Source organism: Cupriavidus taiwanensis LMG 19424, assembly GCF_000069785.1.
Classification (GTDB): domain Bacteria; phylum Pseudomonadota; class Gammaproteobacteria; order Burkholderiales; family Burkholderiaceae; genus Cupriavidus; species Cupriavidus taiwanensis.
Map to the genome: position 1 here is coordinate 3,152,179 of NC_010528.1, position 17,265 is coordinate 3,169,443.

At 70.7% G+C, this 17,265-nt stretch carries 16 protein-coding genes; 11 read left to right on the top strand and 5 right to left on the bottom strand.

From position 1 onward, the window contains the following. Nucleotides 1–356 precede the first annotated feature (356 nt). The 4 genes from RALTA_RS14580 to RALTA_RS14595 all read right to left on the bottom strand — a co-directional run bounded on the left by RALTA_RS14580 (nucleotide 357) and on the right by RALTA_RS14595 (nucleotide 3,777). Nucleotides 357–962, bottom strand: coding sequence for an EF-hand domain-containing protein (locus tag RALTA_RS14580; protein ID WP_012354171.1), 606 nt, complete (start codon nucleotides 960–962; stop codon nucleotides 357–359). 154 nt (nucleotides 963–1,116) lie between these two features. Continuing rightward, complete coding sequence (locus tag RALTA_RS14585) at nucleotides 1,117–1,884, bottom strand: type II secretion system protein N (RefSeq protein ID WP_012354172.1); 768 nt, start codon at nucleotides 1,882–1,884, stop codon at nucleotides 1,117–1,119. 126 nt (nucleotides 1,885–2,010) lie between these two features. Continuing rightward, the gene (locus RALTA_RS14590; RefSeq protein WP_012354173.1) at nucleotides 2,011–3,231 is read right to left on the bottom strand and encodes a globin domain-containing protein; all 1,221 of its coding nucleotides are present in this window, start codon (nucleotides 3,229–3,231) and stop codon (nucleotides 2,011–2,013) included. A gap of 93 nt (nucleotides 3,232–3,324) precedes the next feature. Then, nucleotides 3,325–3,777, bottom strand: a complete 453-nt coding sequence (locus tag RALTA_RS14595) for an RrF2 family transcriptional regulator (protein WP_012354174.1) — start codon at nucleotides 3,775–3,777, stop codon at nucleotides 3,325–3,327. Nucleotides 3,778–4,020: 243 nt separating this feature from the next. Between RALTA_RS14595 and gspG the strand changes: the two genes are divergently transcribed. From gspG to gspF, 11 genes are all read left to right on the top strand, one after another. After that, the gene (gene gspG / locus RALTA_RS14600; RefSeq protein WP_012354175.1) at nucleotides 4,021–4,482 is read left to right on the top strand and encodes a type II secretion system major pseudopilin GspG; all 462 of its coding nucleotides are present in this window, start codon (nucleotides 4,021–4,023) and stop codon (nucleotides 4,480–4,482) included. 33 nt (nucleotides 4,483–4,515) lie between these two features. Further along, the gene (locus RALTA_RS14605) at nucleotides 4,516–5,016 is read left to right on the top strand and encodes a GspH/FimT family pseudopilin (RefSeq protein WP_012354176.1); all 501 of its coding nucleotides are present in this window, start codon (nucleotides 4,516–4,518) and stop codon (nucleotides 5,014–5,016) included. Then, nucleotides 5,013–5,423, top strand: a complete 411-nt coding sequence (gene gspI / locus RALTA_RS14610) for a type II secretion system minor pseudopilin GspI (RefSeq protein ID WP_012354177.1) — start codon at nucleotides 5,013–5,015, stop codon at nucleotides 5,421–5,423. The genes RALTA_RS14605 and gspI overlap by 4 nt, the downstream gene beginning before the upstream one ends. Then, nucleotides 5,401–6,108: a PulJ/GspJ family protein gene (locus RALTA_RS14615; protein ID WP_012354178.1), complete on the top strand. Its 708-nt coding sequence runs from the start codon at nucleotides 5,401–5,403 to the stop codon at nucleotides 6,106–6,108. Before gspI ends, RALTA_RS14615 begins: the two co-directional genes overlap by 23 nt. Continuing rightward, a complete protein-coding gene (gene gspK, locus RALTA_RS14620; RefSeq protein ID WP_085960206.1) occupies nucleotides 6,108–7,154 on the top strand; it encodes a type II secretion system minor pseudopilin GspK in 1,047 nt (348 codons plus the stop codon). Before RALTA_RS14615 ends, gspK begins: the two co-directional genes overlap by 1 nt. Before the next feature lie 270 nt (nucleotides 7,155–7,424). Further along, nucleotides 7,425–8,879 carry a type II secretion system protein GspL gene (gspL, locus tag RALTA_RS14625; protein WP_012354180.1) on the top strand — a complete coding sequence of 485 codons (1,455 nt, stop codon included), beginning with the start codon at nucleotides 7,425–7,427 and terminating at the stop codon, nucleotides 8,877–8,879. Nucleotides 8,880–8,895: 16 nt separating this feature from the next. Further along, entirely contained in the window at nucleotides 8,896–9,501 is a 606-nt protein-coding gene (locus tag RALTA_RS14630) for a type II secretion system protein M (protein WP_041232391.1), read from the top strand. Continuing rightward, nucleotides 9,501–10,310 carry a type II secretion system protein N gene (gene gspN / locus RALTA_RS14635; protein ID WP_012354182.1) on the top strand — a complete coding sequence of 270 codons (810 nt, stop codon included), beginning with the start codon at nucleotides 9,501–9,503 and terminating at the stop codon, nucleotides 10,308–10,310. The genes RALTA_RS14630 and gspN overlap by 1 nt, the downstream gene beginning before the upstream one ends. A 34-nt stretch (nucleotides 10,311–10,344) precedes the next feature. Next, entirely contained in the window at nucleotides 10,345–12,834 is a 2,490-nt protein-coding gene (gene gspD / locus RALTA_RS14640) for a type II secretion system secretin GspD (RefSeq protein ID WP_041232221.1), read from the top strand. A 95-nt stretch (nucleotides 12,835–12,929) separates the two neighbouring features. Then, nucleotides 12,930–14,405 carry a type II secretion system ATPase GspE gene (gspE, locus tag RALTA_RS14645; protein ID WP_050976489.1) on the top strand — a complete coding sequence of 492 codons (1,476 nt, stop codon included), beginning with the start codon at nucleotides 12,930–12,932 and terminating at the stop codon, nucleotides 14,403–14,405. Nucleotides 14,406–14,420: 15 nt separating this feature from the next. Continuing rightward, on the top strand, nucleotides 14,421–15,638 hold the full coding sequence (gene gspF / locus RALTA_RS14650; RefSeq protein WP_012354185.1) for a type II secretion system inner membrane protein GspF: 1,218 nt from the start codon (nucleotides 14,421–14,423) through the stop codon (nucleotides 15,636–15,638). A gap of 96 nt (nucleotides 15,639–15,734) precedes the next feature. Here the strand turns inward: gspF and RALTA_RS14655 are convergent, their stop codons facing one another. After that, nucleotides 15,735–17,015, bottom strand: a complete 1,281-nt coding sequence (locus tag RALTA_RS14655; RefSeq protein ID WP_012354186.1) for an NYN domain-containing protein — start codon at nucleotides 17,013–17,015, stop codon at nucleotides 15,735–15,737. Between the last annotated feature and the right edge of the window lie 250 nt (nucleotides 17,016–17,265).

Consider the following 17,265-nt stretch of genomic DNA (forward strand, 5'->3'; position numbering starts at 1 on the left):
GTGCACAAGTACGCAATTTTTTGTGAAATTACATCCGATTGGCATGAGATTTTGTGGGGTCGACAGCCTTATCGGTCACTCATGCGTCGGCCGGTCGGGCCGGGCAATTTCCCTGTCTGGGGGCGCTGCCGGTGTCGCGGACGCGCCCGCTGACCGAACCACGGGCAAGGTGGTACCCAGGTCCGGCAAACGGGGAAGCGGCATTCTAAGGGCGTTTGCGCCCGCGCCAGCGCGTAACTGCAGTAAAGCGGTCCGCGCTGTCCGCTGAACGGACAAAAAAAGCGCGCGGCCCTCAGGCTCGCGCGCTTGGTGGATTCACCGGCAGCGGCGCGCAGGCGCGCCGCCGCGGGGCCTGGTCAGCCGCCGCTGGTCGACGGGGCCGCCGGATTGGCCGGAGCCGGCTGGCTGCCCGGGGCGGGGCCGCGGTCGCCGCGATGGGGACCGTCGCGGTGCATCTTCTCCATGCCGGCGCGGATTTCGTCGCGGGTGAGCTTGCCGTCGCGGTTGGCGTCGAGCTGATCAAAGCGCTTGGCCAGGCGCGGCAAGCCGGCATTGGCTTCCGCCTTGGTCAGCGCGCCATCGCCGTTCTTGTCGGCGGCCTTGAACTTCTCGTCGAAGGCCGCCTGCATGCGTGCGTGATGCTCGGCCATCGCTGCCTTGCGGTGCGCGTCCATCTCGGACTTGTCGATCTTGCCGTCGCGGTTAGTGTCGAGCTTGTTGAACCATGCGTCGGCCTCGGCCTTGGAGATGGCGCCATCGCCGTCGGTATCGATGGCCTTCATCCACATGCCGCCACCATGGTGGCGATGGTGGTGCCCCATGCCGTGCTTGCCGTCCGGTGCCGGCGATGCGCCCGGTGCAGCGGGCGCACTGGCCTGGGCAAAGGCGCCGCCGGCGACCAGCAGCGCGGCCGAGGCGGCCAGGAACTGTTTCAGGATCTGCGGCTTGTGATTGCGTTGCATGTCGTGCTCCTTTTCATCACGTTGGCATGTACGGATTAGAACGCAGACGATGCAGCGAAGTTGGCGCTTTTAATACGATGTTACCCGCCTCACTGAAAGCCGCGGGCGGCGTAAGGGAACGCAAGCAAGCGCGAATATTCGAGGTGCCTGCCGCCTAGGGCTGCACTTTCGGCACGAGCTGGCCTTCATCGGCCGCCTCGGGCGAGATGCCTGGCTGGACCGATGGTGCCGGCTGGACCGGCTGGACCGACGGTGCCGGCTGAACCGGTTGTGGCTGGGGCTGAGGCGGGACTTGGGGCTGCACTTGGGATTGCGGCTGCGGCTGGGCCTGTTGCCCGGGCGGCTGGCCGCGCGGCGGCTGGGCCGGTGCGGCTTGTGCGGCAGCCTGCGCCGGGGGCGGCATGGGCGTGGCCAGGGGCGCCGCCGCGCCGGCGGGCGGCGTCGGCAGCGGGCTGGCGGCACGTGGCGCACCGCGCGTGGCCGCCGCCTGCAGCGGCAAGGCGATTTCCTGGCGTACGCCGTTGCGCTCGATCACCACCGCGCGCTGACGGACTTCCACCAGGCGGATCTGCGGCGCGAGGTCGGCACCCATGCGCACCGCCTTGGCCGGGCCGCCATCGATGGACACGATTGCCGCGCTGGCGCCACCGCCGAGTTCGGCCACCACGCCTAGCAGCTGCACGTTGCTCGGCCCGGCCTGGGCGGAGCCGCCGAACAGTGTCGCGATCGCGCCGGTTTCGACTGCCTCGGTCTGCGCCACGCGCGCGCTCTTGGGCACCGGAATGGTCCGCATCGCACTGAACGTCAGCACCCAGTAGGTGACCAGCGCGCACAGCGCGATGAACAGCGCCACGCTGGCCAGGCGCGGCAGCCACAGCGCGGAGGCATCGAAGCGGAACGAAGGCCGGAGGGACAATTGCATGGATCGGGACCCTGGATACCCGCCGCGGCGGGTCATGGCGCGAGAGCGCGGACGCGCCAAGCGTACCAGAGCCCCATGACGCTGTCTGCCGCGCCGGCGATGCTGACGCCGGCCCGGCCGGGGCGCTTACAGCAGGTCGTCCAGCAGGTCGGGGCCGAACACCTCGCGCTCGATATGCGCCACCGGCACGCCCGCGCTGAGCAGCGCGTGACGCTGCGCCTGCATGAAGCCGAGCGGCCCGCACAGGTAGAAGCGGCCGTCGATGAAGCGTTGCAGGTCGGGCTGACGCAGCATGTCGGTCAGCGGCATGGTGCCGGCGTGGTCGTAATCGCGGCCTGCGGCGTCGCCGGCTTGCGGGAATTCGTAGCTGATGTGCGTGACCAGTCCCGGCATGCGCTCGCGCGCCCATTGCAGGTCGGCGCGATGGGCATGGTGGTGGCCGTCGCGCGCGGCGTGGGCGAACAGCACGGGCCGCTGCGAGCCTTGCGCGGCCAGCGTGCGCAGCACCGACAGCATCGGCGTGATGCCGATCCCGCCCGACAGCAGCACCAGCGGGCGGCGGCTCTCCAGCGCGGGGGTGAACTCGCCGAACGGCGCGCTCACCCTGAGCTCGGCGCCCTCGTGGGCGTTGGCGTGCAGCCAGTTGGACACCGCCCCGGCCGGCGTGGCCTGGTCGCCGTCCTCGCGCTTGACCGAGATGCGCCAGGTCGGCAGTCCGGCCTCGGCCGACAGCGAGTACTGGCGCAGCTGGCGCGTGCCATGGTCCAGGCGCGCCTCGACGCTGATGTACTGGCCCGGGCGGAATTCGCGCAGCGGCTGGCCGTCGGCCGCGGCCAGCGTCAGTGCCACCACCTGGGCGCCCTGCGCCTCTCGGCGCACCACGCGCACCGGCATCAGTTCGCCGGCGGCCACGCCGGTGCGCTGGTACAGGCGCGCCTCGGCGGCGATGAGTTCTCCGGCGAGCAGCCAGTAGGCCTCGTCCCAGGCCGCCAGCAGCGGCGGCGTGGCGGCTTCGCCCAGCACCGCCGAGATCGCGCCGAGCAGGTGGCGGCCGACGATCGGATAGTGCGCCGGCGTGATGCCCACGGCCGCATGCTTGTGCACGATGCGTTCGACCACCGGCCCAAGCGCCGCCGCGTTGTCGATGTTGGCGGCGTAGGCGAACACCGCCGACGCCAGCGACTGCTGCTGGCTGCCGTTGGCCTGGTTGCCCATGTTGAACAGCTGGGTCAGTTCGGGCCGGTCGGCGAACATCTCGCGGTAGAAATGCGTGGTGATGGCCAGGCCGTGCTCGCGCAGCACGGGCACGCTTGCATCGATATAGGGGCGGGAAGCAGCGGACAGCATCAGGTATCACTCCGTTTTATTCATGCAGAAAATATGCATGTTTTTGGACAACAAAAAACCGGCATTCGCCGGCCACGCGCGGATTCCGTCCGCTCAGGCCGAACGCCGGTCCAGGAAATCACGATGCAGGCGGATGATCGATTCGGCGGTGTGGCTGCCGCTGACATCGGCCAGCGTGACGTCGTCGAGCGCGCGGTAGAAGGCTTGCTCGGCCACGTCCAGCGCGCGCTTCAGGTGGCAGTTGCCGTGCAGCGCGCAAGGCGGGTTGTCGCAGTCGATCACCGGCCGGTGCCCTTCCAGCTCGCGCAGGATGGTGCCGATGGTGAGGCGCTCGGCGCCCGGGCCCAGCTGCAGGCCGCCATGGCGGCCGCGCGTGGCGCTGACCCAGCCCAGCTTCGACAGACGCGCCGCCACCTTGACCAGGTGGTTGTGCGAGATGCCGAACTGCTGGCCCACCTCGGCGATCGTGATCGGCCGGCTGCCGTCGCCACGGGCGACGTACATCAACAGGCGCAGCGCATAGTCGGAGAAGCGGGTCAGTTGCATCGTGGTGCTATGTTAAAAAAAGATGCATCTAGGATGCAAGTTATTTCTGGCGCAGGCGTGCTACGGTTCGGGGTCGCCAAAAGGGTCTGGCGCATTTTGTGATTCACAGCAAACTTTCCTGCGGCCCGTGCAGGGCCCGCCCATAAAAGAGTCATAAGGCGCCGGTTATACTGATTGGCGAACCCGGCCCCGCCAGTGCCCTGGCGCGGGTCCCGCCATTCCAGCAATGAGGTCTTACCAACAATGCGCAGATTCACTTCCCAGCTTGCCCGCCCCGCCCGTCCTGCCCGCCGCGCGCGCGGCTTTACCCTGATCGAGATCATGGTCGTGATCGTGATCCTCGGCGTGCTGGCAGCACTGGTGGTGCCCAAGATCATGAGCCGTCCGGACGAAGCCCGCATCGTCGCGGCGCGACAGGATATCTCGTCGATCATGCAGGCGCTCAAGCTGTACCGCCTGGACAACAGCCGCTATCCGACCACCGAGCAGGGCCTGGGCGCGCTGGTGGCCAAGCCTACCACCGAGCCGGTGCCCAACAACTGGAAGGGCGGCGGCTACCTGGAAAAGCTGCCCAAGGATCCGTGGGGCCATCCGTACCAGTACCTGAACCCGGGCGTACGCGGCGAAATCGACGTGTTCAGCTTCGGTGCCGACGGCCAGGCCGGCGGCAACGCCAACGACGCCGATATCGGCAACTGGGAGTAAGCACCTCTGCCGCCCGCCCTTGCCGCTTCCCTGATGACCACGGCGCCGCGCCGCCGCGCCCCCCGGCAGCGGCATTCCGGCTTTACGCTGCTGGAACTGCTGGTGGTGATGGTGATCGCCGGCATCGTGATCTCGCTGGTCGCGGTCAATGCCTCGCCCAACGAGCGCGGCCGCGTGCTTGACGACGGCCAGCGCATCGCGCGGCTGTTCGAACTGGCGCAGGAAGAAGCGCAGCTGGGCGCGCGCCCGATCGCCTGGGAAGGCGACGCCGGCGGCTGGCGCTTCCTCGAGTCGACGCCCAACGGCTGGATCCCCCTGCGCACCGACGTGTTCGCCCCCGGCAACTGGCGTCTGGCGCTGGACCAGGTCATCGTCGCCGAGGGCGGCCGCAGCACCGGCACCAACAGCCCGCCGCGGCTGATATTCGGCCGCGAGCTGATCGATGCCCCGCAGCGCCTGGTTCTTGTGCGCGGCGATATCCGCGTGGACGTGGCCGGCGACGGCAGTGGCCGCTATTTCGCCAGCACGCCATGACGCCCCCGCGCTTTCCCGCACGCCGCTACCGCGCGACCGGCTTCACGCTGATCGAAGTGCTGGTGGCTCTGACCATCCTGGCGGTGGCGCTGACCGCGGCGATGCGCGCGATGGGGTCGATGGTCGATGCCAGCGCATCGCTGCAGACCCGCATGCTGGCCGAATGGAGCGCCGAGAACCACCTGGCCGCGCTGCGCCTGGCCAAGACCTGGCCCGAGCCCGGCGTCAGCGGCTATGCCTGCCCGCAGGGCGGCACGCCGCTGTATTGCGAACAATCCGTGTCGGCCACGCCCAACCCGGTGTTCCGCCGCGTCGAGATCGCGGTCTATCCCTCGGCCACGGACAAGTCGGTACGGCTGGCGTGGCTCGTCACCATCGTTCCCAATGAAGTCCGCAACGTGCTCTGAGCGCCGGCGCGGGCGCCGATCCGCCGGCGGCTTCACGCTGCTGGAAATGCTGGTCGCCATCACGCTGCTGGCGGTGATGGCCGTGATCGGCTGGCGCGCGCTGGACAGCCTGACGCGCAGCCGCGAACGGCTGACCGACCATGACGCCCGGCTGGATGCGCTGAAGGTGCTCTATGGCCAGCTGCAGGCCGATTGCGAGCACCTCGCCAACCCGACGCTGCTGCAGGGCAGCCCGGTCGAGATCGGCCAGAACCGCGTGCTGCTGGTACGCGACCGCCGTGACGAAGGCCAGCCGCCCGCATGGCAGGCGCTGTCCTACCAGCTTGACGGCAACACCCTGGTGCGCGTGGCCGCGCCGCCGGTGGACAACCGCCCGGCGCTGCAGTCGTCGCTGCTGGCGCTGCGCCAGGGCGGGGGCAACAACGCGCAGGTGCGGCGCCTGCTGGGCGACGTGGCTGGCATGAGCGCGCGTGCCTGGGTCGAACCCGGCGGTTGGCAGGCCGACAGCAACCGCATCCGCAACGTGCTGTTCAGCGGCAATGCGGCCAGCGCGGTGGCCGCCTCGGATGTCGGCGCGGCGGTGCCCGACACCGCGGTGCGCGCGGTGGAACTGACCATTCTCGCCCGCATGGGGGACGGCGACACGCCGCGGCAGTTCCAGAAGATCTGCATGTCGGGGCTATGATGCGCGCCCGCCTTCGCTTCCGCCTCCGTCCCTTGCGCCGCCGTGCACGCGGCGCCGCCGTGGTGACCGCGCTGCTGATGGTGACGCTGGCGGTGGTGGTGGTGTCGGGCATGCTGTGGCGGCAGCAGGTGCAGATCCGCGCCATCGAGAACCAGCGGCTGCTGGCCCAGGCCACCTGGATCGAGCGCGCCGCGGTCGACTGGGCGCGGCTGATCCTGCGCGACGACCAGCGCCGCAGCAACGTCGACGAACTGGGCGAGCCGTGGGCGGTGCCGATCGCCGAGACCCGCCTGTCGGATTTCCTGGGCGCGTCGCTGCGCACGGACGTGGCAGGCGAGACCTCGTTCCTGTCCGGGCGCATCCTCGACGCGCAGGCGCGCTTCAACCTTGCCAACCTGGTGACGTGGTCCGCCACCGGCGGCCAGGGCGCGCCGGTCGGGCGCGTCGCCAATATCGACCAGTCGGCGCAGGCTGCCTATGGCCGGCTGCTGCGCACCGTGGGCCTGAACCCGGCGCTGGCCGAGACCACCGCGCGCCACATGCTGCAGGCCGCGCAGGGTGGCCATGGCGGCGAGGGCTCGGGCCGGCAGGCGCCGCGCCCGCTCGACAGCGTGCAGGGCCTGCTGGCGCTGCCCAGCTATACACCCGAGATGGTGGCCGTGCTTGAGCCCTTTGTGATCGTGCTGCCCGAGCGCACCCTGGTAAATGCCAACACCGCCGAGGCCGAGGTGCTGGCGGCGATGATCGACAAGCTGCCGCTGGAGCGCGCGCGCGAGCTGGTGCGCCAGCGCGACCGTGCCTATTTCAACAATATCGGCAACCTGCAGACGCAGCTGTCCACGCTGGCGCCGCAGGCCAGCAGCGGCAACCTGGGCAACCTGCTCGACGTGCGCACGCATTACTTTCTGGTCTACGGGCTGGTGCGGCACGAGCGCGCCAGGCGGCTGCAGGTGTCGCTGATCTACCGCGGCGAACCGCTCGGTGCGGCCAACACCACCCGCGTGGTGTGGATCCAGGACGCGGACCGGCTGCCGGATCTGCGCTGAACCCTGCAAGGCGGCCTGGCGCACACATGAAAACAGCACACCGGAGCAGACGGGGAGAATGGTATTGACGCGGTTTTGTCACGCAGGCAAGGTATGCTGCGGCGCTGGCGCGAGCCTGACACCAGCCCGCTCGCCGCTGATCGGCCTCCCAGGCCGCCCGCCGGCATCCCCGCACTCCGGCAAGTTTCCTGCGCCGGGGCGTTCCCGGGCGCACCCCCATGGGCCATGCGCCTTATCGAGCCGTTCTACTGAAGCCAAAGCAAGGACACCTTGAGCACCACTCTGTACGTGCGCTTGCCGCACCGGCCGCATGACCAGCCGCAACCGTGGCAGTTCGGCGCCCTGCCCTTTGCGCTGGTGCGCACGGCGGCGGGCGATGCCGCGCGGCGCGGCTTGCCTCGTGCCGCACCGGAAGTGTTGCGAGAAGGCCACGCCCGCATCGCCGACCTGCCCGCGGCGGAACGGCTGGTGCTGATCCTGGCCGCCAGCGACGTACTGCTGACCACAGCCAGCGTGCCGCCGCTGCCGCCCGCGCGCCTGAAGCAGGCGCTGCCCAACCTGGTCGAGGACGCCCTCGCCACCGACGCGCAGCCCTGCCACATCGGCATCGGCCCTGCCCTCGAGGGCGCCACGCCCGGCCGCGGCCCGCGCCGGCGCTTGCTGATGGTGGCGGACCGTGCCTGGGTGCGCGCCGTGCTCGATGCCTTTGCCGAGCACCGCCATCGGCGTCGCCACATACTGCCTGCCCAGCTGTGCGTGCCTTTGGCCGCGCAGGCTGAAGAACAAGCCGGCGCCGAGCCGTCGCTGACGCCGCCCGGCGCGGAACCGGCGGCGGAAACGGCGGCGGTGCCGGCCACGCTGGTGGTCGAGGCCGCCGCCAGTGCCCTGGCCCAGGGCGGTGCGCTCGGCGACGCGCTCGGCGAGGCCTTGCCGGACACCGCCACCCGCGGCACGCGCCAGTGGCAACTGACCGTGCGCACCGGCGCGCACGCCGGCTACGGCCTCCTGCTGGGCGACGACGCCCTGGCCGCATGGCAGGCGCTGGCGCCGGAAGGCAACTGGTATGCCGATGCCGACGCCACGGCCCTGGCGCCGGTGCCGGCCCTGCGCCAGGCCGGGCGCGCGGGCTGGCCGCTGTGGATCGATGGCGCGCAGGCGTGCCTGCGCGAGCCCGGGCTGGACCTGGCGCAGTTTGAATTCGCGCAGGGCCGCGCCGACCGCTGGAACCTCGTGGCGTGGCGCCTGCCGCTGGCTTTGGCGGCAGGCCTGGTGCTGGTCCAGCTGATCGGCATGAACACGCACTGGCTGCTGCTGCGCAACGAGCAGCAACGGCTCGAAGCGGCGCAGGCACAGACCCTGCGCGGCGCCTTTCCGCAGACGCCGACGGTGATCGACGCCCCGCTGCAGATGCGCCGGCAGGTCGAGCAGCTGCGCATCGCCAGCGGCCGCAGCACACCGGATGACTTCCTGCCGCTGGCCGACCGCTTCGCCCAGGCGGCGCGCCGGCTGCCGCCCGATGCGCTGCAGGCGCTCGAGTACCGCGGCCGCATGCTGGTGGTGACGCTCAAGCCCGGCACCGACACCGCCGGCCTGCGCAGCGCGGCGCGCCAGGCCGGGCTGCAGATGGAAGAGGACAAGGCCGGCAATGCCGCGGGCAGCACCGGCTCCAGCGCAGGCACGCCTGTGACACCCGGCTCGCGCTGGACCATCAAGCCAGGACTGTGACCGGCGGATGCCCGACATGAACCCATTGAAAGACACCACCCGCCACCCCTCGCCCGCTGCCCGCCGCAACGGCGCCGCCGCGCTGCGCACGCGCCTGGCGCGGCTGCGCCCGTCGGTGCCGCAGGCCTGGCGGGAACGCTTCGACGCCTTCTGGTCGGCGCGCAACCCGCGCGAGCAGGCCATCCTCGCCGGCGGTGCCGCGGTGCTGGCATTGGTGCTCGGCTACCTGCTGCTATGGGAGCCGGCCGCCGACGGCCGCGACCGGGCCGCGCGCAACCTGCCGCAGCTGCGTGCCGACCTGGCCGAGATGGAAACGCTGGCGCAGGAAGCCCGCGGCCTGAAGGCCACGCCGGCGCCGTCGCTGCGCGGCGATGAACTGACCCAGGCGCTGCAGGAAAGCCTGGGCCAGTACGGCCTGAAGGCCACGCGCCTGGCCGCCGCCGCCGACAACAGCGTGCAGGTGCAGCTGGACAAGGTCCCGTTCGGGGCGGTCAGCACCTGGCTGCAGGACGTGCGCCAGCAGCAGCGCATGAAGGTGATCGACGCGCGCGTCGTCTACGTCGGCGCGACGGCGCTGGTGAACGTTACCGCGACCCTGCAGGGTCCGGGCGGCCGCAGCTGATGGTGCGGCTGGAAACCCTGCGCCTGCCGCGGCGCGCGCTGCGCCAGCCGGCCACCGCGCGGCGCCTGCGCTGGCTTGGGCTCGGCCTGGCGACGGCCGCGGTTACCACGCTGGCGATGCTGCCGGCAACATGGATCGCCACGCGCGTCGCCACGCAAACGCAGGGACGCGTCTTGCTGGCCGATGCCAGCGGCTCGCTGTGGCGCGGCAGCGCCACGCTGGCGCTGTCGGCCGGCGCTGGCAGCCAGACCGCCACCGTGCTGCCCGGCCGGCTGCACTGGACGCTGGCGTTCTGGCCGCTGCTGGTCGGCCGCGCGCAGCTGGTGCTGACGCACTCCGAGGCCATGGCCGCGCCGGTCGCCATCACCGCGACGCCGGGCGGCTGGACCGCGCAAGCGGGCGCCATGCGGCTGCCCGCCTCGCTGCTCGAAGGCGTCGGCGCGCCGTTCAACACGCTGCGCCCGGACGGCCTGATGCGGGTGGACTGGTCCGCGCTGCAGGGCCGATTCTCCGGCCAGGGCATGACCGGCCATATGACGCTGCGCATCGAGCAGGTTTCCGCCGCGGTGAGCCGGCTGCGCCCGCTGGGCAGCTACCGCGCCGAGATCGACTGGACCGGCGCAGGCGGCGGCAAGCTGCAGCTGAGCACCATCGATGGCCCGCTGCACCTCGAGGGCAGCGGCACGCTCGGGCGGCAGGCGCGCTTCGAAGGCACCGCGCATGCCGAACCGGAGGCCGCCACGCAGCTGACCAGCCTGCTGAGCCTGCTGGGACGACGAGACAACAATGTGACTAGGCTGCGTTTCTGATGCCACGCAGAGCGCACAGCCCACGGGAATGACTATGACCACCCACGCCAACCGACCTGTTTTCAAGACTGCCTGCGCCCGCGCCGTGGCATTGCTCTGCGGGCTCTCCTTGCTGGCGCCCGCGCCGCTATGGGCCCAGCCCGGGGCACCGGCCTCGCGCGCGCAGGGCACCCCGCCGGCGCCGCCCGACGTGACGCCCGCCAATCGCGACCAGGTGGTGCTGAACTTCGTCAACGCCGACCTGGACTCCGTGATCAAGGCGGTCGGCCAGGCCACCGGCAAGAACTTCGTCATCGACCCGCGCGTGAAGGGCACCGTCAACCTCGTCACCGAGCAGCCGGTCTCGCGCGCGCAGGCGCTGCAGACGCTAGGCTCGGTGCTGCGCATGCAGGGCTATGCCATGGTCGAGAGCAACGGCTTTACCAAGGTCGTGCCCGAGGCCGACGCCAAGCTGCAGGGCTCGCCCACCGTGATCGGCGGCAGCCCCAGCCGCGGCGACCAGGTGGTGACCCAGGTGTTCCGGCTGAACTACGAGTCGGCCAACAACCTGGTGCCGGTGCTGCGGCCGATGATCGCGCCCAACAACACCATCACCGCCTATCCGGCCAACAACACCCTGGTCATCACCGACTACGCCGACAACCTGCGCCGCATTGCCCGCATCATCGCCGCGGTCGATGCGCCGGCTTCGGGCGAGGTCGAACTGGTGCCGCTCAAGCATGCGCTGGCCAGCGATACCGCGGGGGTCCTGCAGCGGCTGCTCGATCCCGCCGCCGCGGGGGCAGCCGGCGGCGGCGGTGCCGCGGCCGTCGACGCCAGCCTGCGCACCTCGGTGGTGGCCGAGCCGCGCAGCAACTCGCTGATGATCCGCGCCACCAGCCGCGCGCGCCTGCAGCAGGCGCGCCAGCTGATCGAGAAGCTCGACCAGCCCTACGCGCGCCCCGGCAACATCTGGGTGGTGCCGCTGAAGAACGCCGACGCGGTCAAACTGGCCGCCACGCTGCGCGCCATCGTCGCCGCCGACAGCAGCTTCGCCACCTCCACCCAGCCCGGCGCGCAGGCCGGCGGCATCGGCGGCGCGGCGGGCATGACCAATGTCTCGACGCCGACCGGCGGCCAGTTCACCGGCGGCGCCACCACCACCCAGACCGGCATGCGCAGCGGCAGCGGCACCGGGGGCGGCACCGGCGGCGCCTACGGCAACTCGGCCTTCGCGGCCTCGTTCGGCACCACCACGCAGCCGACCACGGGCGGCATCATCCAGGCGGACCCCTCCACCAACTCGCTGATCATCACCGCCAGCGAGCCGGTCTACCGCAACCTGCGCGGCGTGATCGACGACCTCGATGCGCGCCGCGCGCAGGTCTATATCGAGTCGATGATCGTTGAGGTCACCGCCACCCAGGCGAGCGAACTCGGCATCCAGTGGCAGGGCCTGATCAGCTCGTCAAGCGGCAACAACAACGTCTTTGCCGGCACCAACTTCGGCACCGGCGGACAGAACATCCTCAACCTGACCCTGGCCGGCGCCCTGGCCGACAGCAACCGCTCCGCCGGCATCGTTGCCGCGCAGCAACTGGTCCCCGACATCGGCGGCCTGAACCTGGGCATCGTCAACCGCGCCATGGGCCTGGGGGCGCTGCTGCGCGCGCTGGGCACCAACGGCAGCGTCAACCTGCTGTCGACGCCGAACCTGATCACGCTGGAGAACGAGGAAGCCAAGATCCTGATCGGCCAGAACATCCCGATCACCACCGGCTCCTACGCCCAGACCGGCGGCGCGGCCTCGGTCACGCCGTTCCAGACCTTCGACCGCAAGGACGTCGGCATCACGCTGCGGGTCAAGCCGCAGATCACCGACGGCGGGCTGGTGAAGATGCAAATCTTCCAGGAATCGTCGAACGTAGTGCAGGCCACCGCCAACCTGATCCAGGGCCCGACCACCAACGTGCGCTCGATCGAGACCAACGTGCTGGTCGACGACGGCCAGATCATCGTGCTGGGCGGCCTGATCGAGGACAACTATGGCGACGGCGTGCAGAAGGTGCCGCTGCTGGGCGACATCCCGTGGATCGGCGGCCTGTTCCGCTACGAGAACAAGAACCGCTCGAAGACCAACCTGCTGGTGTTCCTGCGGCCCTATGTGATGCGCACGGCCGGCGCCACCGACCGCCTGACCGCGGACCGCTACGACTACATGCGCGCGCAGCAGCAGGGCTTCGTATCGCCTAACATCATGGTGCGGGACACCAACACGCCGTTGCTGCCGCCGGCCGACGCGCCGACCACGCCGTTCGTCAACCCGCGCACCAACGGCCCCGTGGCCGGACCGCTGCCGCTGCCCCAGACGCTGCCGCAGAGCGCGCCGCAGCCCGGCGTGCCCGGTCAGCCACAGCCGCCGCAGGCGGTGCCGCAGCCGCTGCCCGAGCCGGTCCCGCAACCCGCGCCCCAACCCGCGCCGCAAGCGCCCGTGGGCGGCCCGCAGCCGCTCAACTCGCGCGGCGAAGCCGCACTCCCGTACTGAGGCCCGTCATGGCCAGCGAAGTCCAAACCGCCCCGCCTACTGCCACCGGCATCGCCGGCATCAACCCGCCGGCCGAACTCGAGCCGCCCTCGCCGATGGCGGCGCGGCTGGTCTCCTACGGCTTTGCGCGCGAGGCGCCGCTGCTGATCGCGCACCAGCGCCCCGACGGGCTCGAGGTATGGGTCAGCCGCGCCACCTCGCCGACGGCGCTGGCCGAAGTGGCGCGCGTGCACGGCGCCTTGCGCCTGCGCGTGCTGGAGCCCGAGGCGCTGGAGCATGCCATGTCCGACGCCTACAACCGCCAGGACGGCAGCGCCGCGCAGGTGGTGGGCGAGGTCGAGGGCGAGGTCGACCTGTCGCGCCTGATGCAGGACATTCCCGCGGTGGAAGACCTGCTGGAATCCGAAGACGACGCGCCGATCATCCGCATGATCAACGCGCTGCTGACGCAGGCGGCGCGCGAAGGTGCCTCGGATATCCATATCGAGCCGTTCGAATCGTCGTCGGTGGTGCGCTTCCGCGTCGACGGCACGCTGCGCGACGTGGTGCGGCCCAAGAAGGCGCTGCACGGCGCGCTGATCTCGCGCATCAAGATCATGGCGCAGCTCGACATTGCCGAGAAACGGCTGCCGCAGGACGGCCGCATCACGCTGCGCGTGGGCGGGCGCCCGGTCGACGTGCGCGTGTCGACGCTGCCCACCGGCCACGGCGAGCGCGCGGTGCTGCGCCTGCTGGACAAGGAAGCCGGCCGGCTGGACCTGGCCAAGCTGGGCATGGCGCCCGACACGCTGCGCGGCTTCGACCACCTGATCCGCCAGCCGCACGGCATCGTGCTGGTGACGGGGCCGACCGGCTCGGGCAAGACCACCACGCTGTATGCCGCGCTGTCGCGGCTCGATGCGCGCACCACCAACATCATGACGGTGGAGGACCCGGTCGAGTACGACCTCGACGGCATCGGCCAGACCCAGGTCAACCCGCGCATCGACATGACCTTCGGCAAGGCCCTGCGCGCGATCCTGCGCCAGGACCCGGACGTGGTCATGATCGGCGAGATCCGCGACCTGGAAACCGCGCAGATCGCGGTGCAGGCGTCGCTGACCGGCCACCTGGTGCTGGCCACGCTGCACACCAACGACTCGGCCTCGGCAGTGACGCGGCTGGTCGACATGGGCATCGAGCCATTCCTGCTGTCGTCGTCGCTGCTGGGGGTGCTGGCGCAGCGGCTGGTACGCCGCCTGTGCCCGCACTGCAAGCGCGAGGAAGTGATCGAGGTCACGCCCGCCGAGGCCGACGTGCTGCACGCGCAAGGCAAGCCGCTGCAGACCGTGTGGCATCCGGTGGGCTGCGACAAGTGCGGCCAGTCGGGCTACCAGGGTCGCATGGGCGTCTATGAACTGCTGACTGTGGACGACGAAATCCGCACCATGATCCACCGCCAGGCGCCCGAATCGGAAATCAAGCAGGTGGCGCTGGCGCACGGCATGCACACCATGCGCGGCGACGCGCAGCGCTGGATCGACAGCGGCGCGACCTCGCTCGAGGAAGTGCTGCGCGTCACGCGCGACTGACGCGGAGCCGCCCGGATGCCAGCTTTCCGCTATGAAGCCGCCGACGCCGCCGGCAAGACCGACCGCGGCGTGATCGAGGCCGACAGCGCGCGCCAGGCCCGCACCCAGTTGCGCGCGCGCGGGCTGACGCCGCTGACCGTCGACGCGCTCGCCGGCGCCGGCCTGGCGCCGCGCAGCGGCAGCCAGCTGTTCGCGCGCAAGCTGTCGACGCAGGAGCAGGCACTGTTCACGCGCCAGCTGGCCAGCCTGATCGTGGCCGGCCTGCCGCTGGACGAGGCGCTGGGCGCGCTGGCCGACCAGGCCGAGCGGCCCTACGTGCATGAACTGCTGGCCGGGATCCGCGCCGAAGTGATGGGCGGCAGCGCATTGTCGGTGGCGCTGGCGCAGCATCCCCGCGATTTTCCTGACATCTACCGCGCGCTGGTCTCGGCCGGCGAGCACTCCGGCCACCTGGGCGTGGTGCTGGAGCGGCTCGCCGGCTATATCGAATCGCGCAACACGCTGACCTCCAAGATCCGGCTGGCCTTCACCTATCCGGCCATCGTCACGGTGGTGGCATTCGCGATCGTGATCTTCCTGCTGTCGTACGTGGTGCCGCAGGTGGTGAGCGTGTTCGCCAACACCAAGCAGAAGCTGCCCACGCTGACCATCATCATGCTGTGGCTGTCGGATTTCGTGCGCAACTGGTGGTGGGCGGCGCTGGCGGTGATCGCGGTGGCCGCGTTCAGCATCCGCAGGCTGCTGCGCCAGCCCGCGGTGCGGCTGGAATGGCACCGCTGGCTGCTGACCGCGCCGCTGCTCGGCAAGCTGGTGCGCGGCTACAACACCGCGCGCTTTGCCGGCACGCTGGCGATCCTGGTTTCCGCGGGCGTGCCGATCCTGCGCAGCCTGCAGGCCGCCGGCGAGACCCTGACCAACGAGGCGCTGCGCGCCAACGTTGAAGACGCCAACACCCGCGTGCGCGAAGGCGCCTCGCTGGCGCGCGCGCTGGCGGCGCAGAACCAGTTCCCGCCGGTGCTGGTGCACCTGATCCGCTCGGGCGAAGCCACCGGCAACCTGCCAGTCATGCTGGAGCGCGCCGCGCAGGGCGAAGCGCAGGAACTGGAACGCCGCACGCTGTTCCTGACCAGCCTGCTGGAACCGCTGCTGATCCTGACCATGGGCGTGGTGGTGCTGCTGATCGTGCTGGCGGTGCTGATGCCGATCATCGAGATCAATCAGCTGGTGCGGTAAGGGACGCAGCGCTGATGGCGCTTGAACGGGTCTGACGTCCCTTGCGGACGCTCGCCTCTCCCGCAAGCGGGAGAGGCAGACAACCAGCAGGCCGCTCTACTCTGACTTCTTGCTCGGACGCTTGCGCGTCTTGCGCGCCGGTGCCGGTGCGGCTTCAGCAGCGGCCGGTTGCGGTTCCGCCTCCACCGTCGCCGTCAGCACGGTCGTTCCCGGCGCCGCGAACACCGACTGGTCGATCGGCCACGGCGTCTCGCTCAGCGTTACCTCCGGCCGGCGCGCCGGGCGCTTGCGTGCGGTGGCGCGGCTGCCCGCCTTCGGCTCGGGATCCGGCTGCGGCGCGGCTTCCAGCGGCGGCACCGGTTGCGGCTCGGACTCGGACTCGGGCTCGGCCTGCACCGCGTCGGCCGCGACGAACGGCGGCTCGGCTTGCGCCGGCGCCTCGGGTGCGGGGGCGACCGTCTCCGGCGTTGGCAGCGGCTCGACCCCGCGCGCCGGCTCCGGCGCTGGCGCCGGGGCGGGAGCGGGCTGGCGGCGCGCCGGCTCGGCGTGCTGGGCCGGCGGCTGGGGAGCCGGCGGCTGCGGCGCGCGCTGCTGCGGGTCGCCGCCCTTGGCGCGCTTCTTCAGCCGCACCCAGATGGTCTTGTTGTTGCCGCCGTTGCGGGTCTCGACCTCGAACAGCCCGGTCGCCACGACCAGTTCCGACAGCTTGCCGTAGCCGTAGTTGCGCGAATCGAATTCCGGCGCCTGCTTGGCGATATGGTTGCCCATGCTGCCCAGCGCCAGCCAGCCGTCTTCGTCGGACACGGCCTGCGCCGCGTTCTGCAGCAGGCGCACCAGGCGCGAGTCCTGGCGCAGCTCGCCGGTGCTGCGCTTGCGCGTGGGCGCGGCGGCGCCATCGGCCCCGTCCGCGCCTTCGGTGTCGACCTCGGCGCGCAGCACATCGGAGTAAATGAACTTGTCGCAGGCGGTGACGAATGGCTTGGGTGTCTTGCGCTCGCCAAAGCCATACACCGTCAGGCCCTGCTCGCGGATGCGCGAGGCCAGCCGGGTGAAGTCGCTGTCGCTGGAGACGATGCAGAAGCCATCGAAGCGGCCGGTGTAGAGCAGGTCCATGGCGTCGATGATCATCGCGCTGTCGGTCGCGTTCTTGCCGACGGTGTAGCGGAACTGCTGGATCGGCTGGATCGAGTGCGACAGCAGGCGCTCCTTCCAGCCGGCCAGGTTGGGCCGGGTCCAGTCGCCGTAGATGCGCTTGACGGCGGCCACGCCGTACTTGGCGACCTCGGCCAGCAGGCCTTCGACGATGGCGGGCGCCGCGTTGTCGGCGTCGATCAGCACGGCCAGGGTCGCGGTGCCCTGGCGGGGGGAATTGGTCATGTTCGGATATTCGCTGGCAAGCCGCGCATCGGCGCGGGCGGTCAAGAGATCGGGTTGCACCAGGACGGCAACGCAGATATGACGCATGGGAGACCGCCGGGTGCCGGGCACGGGCAGTCTCGATGCAACGCAGTGTACACGCCAGGCCGCGTCCATACGGGAAATCACAGGCACTACCGGCACGCTTTGTGCTGCAATGCAAGGTACCGCCGATTTTGTGGCGGTGCTACCATGCCGCGCAGAGACACAG

Bases quoted from the DNA above. Each gene is read 5' to 3' on its own strand.
- RALTA_RS14590 (WP_012354173.1), bottom strand. From the start codon at position 3,231: ATGCTGTCCGCTGCTTCCCGCCCCTATATCGATGCAAGCGTGCCCGTG.
- gspI (WP_012354177.1), top strand. From the start codon at position 5,013: ATGACGCCCCCGCGCTTTCCCGCACGCCGCTACCGCGCGACCGGCTTC.
- gspN (WP_012354182.1), top strand. From the start codon at position 9,501: ATGGTGCGGCTGGAAACCCTGCGCCTGCCGCGGCGCGCGCTGCGCCAG.
- RALTA_RS14595 (WP_012354174.1), bottom strand. From the start codon at position 3,777: ATGCAACTGACCCGCTTCTCCGACTATGCGCTGCGCCTGTTGATGTAC.
- RALTA_RS14630 (WP_041232391.1), top strand. From the start codon at position 8,896: ATGAACCCATTGAAAGACACCACCCGCCACCCCTCGCCCGCTGCCCGC.
- gspF (WP_012354185.1), top strand. From the start codon at position 14,421: ATGCCAGCTTTCCGCTATGAAGCCGCCGACGCCGCCGGCAAGACCGAC.
- RALTA_RS14585 (WP_012354172.1), bottom strand. From the start codon at position 1,884: ATGCAATTGTCCCTCCGGCCTTCGTTCCGCTTCGATGCCTCCGCGCTG.
- RALTA_RS14580 (WP_012354171.1), bottom strand. From the start codon at position 962: ATGCAACGCAATCACAAGCCGCAGATCCTGAAACAGTTCCTGGCCGCC.
- RALTA_RS14655 (WP_012354186.1), bottom strand. From the start codon at position 17,015: ATGACCAATTCCCCCCGCCAGGGCACCGCGACCCTGGCCGTGCTGATC.
- RALTA_RS14615 (WP_012354178.1), top strand. From the start codon at position 5,401: ATGAAGTCCGCAACGTGCTCTGAGCGCCGGCGCGGGCGCCGATCCGCC.
- gspK (WP_085960206.1), top strand. From the start codon at position 6,108: ATGCGCGCCCGCCTTCGCTTCCGCCTCCGTCCCTTGCGCCGCCGTGCA.
- gspE (WP_050976489.1), top strand. From the start codon at position 12,930: ATGGCGGCGCGGCTGGTCTCCTACGGCTTTGCGCGCGAGGCGCCGCTG.
- RALTA_RS14605 (WP_012354176.1), top strand. From the start codon at position 4,516: ATGACCACGGCGCCGCGCCGCCGCGCCCCCCGGCAGCGGCATTCCGGC.
- gspG (WP_012354175.1), top strand. From the start codon at position 4,021: ATGCGCAGATTCACTTCCCAGCTTGCCCGCCCCGCCCGTCCTGCCCGC.
- gspD (WP_041232221.1), top strand. From the start codon at position 10,345: ATGACCACCCACGCCAACCGACCTGTTTTCAAGACTGCCTGCGCCCGC.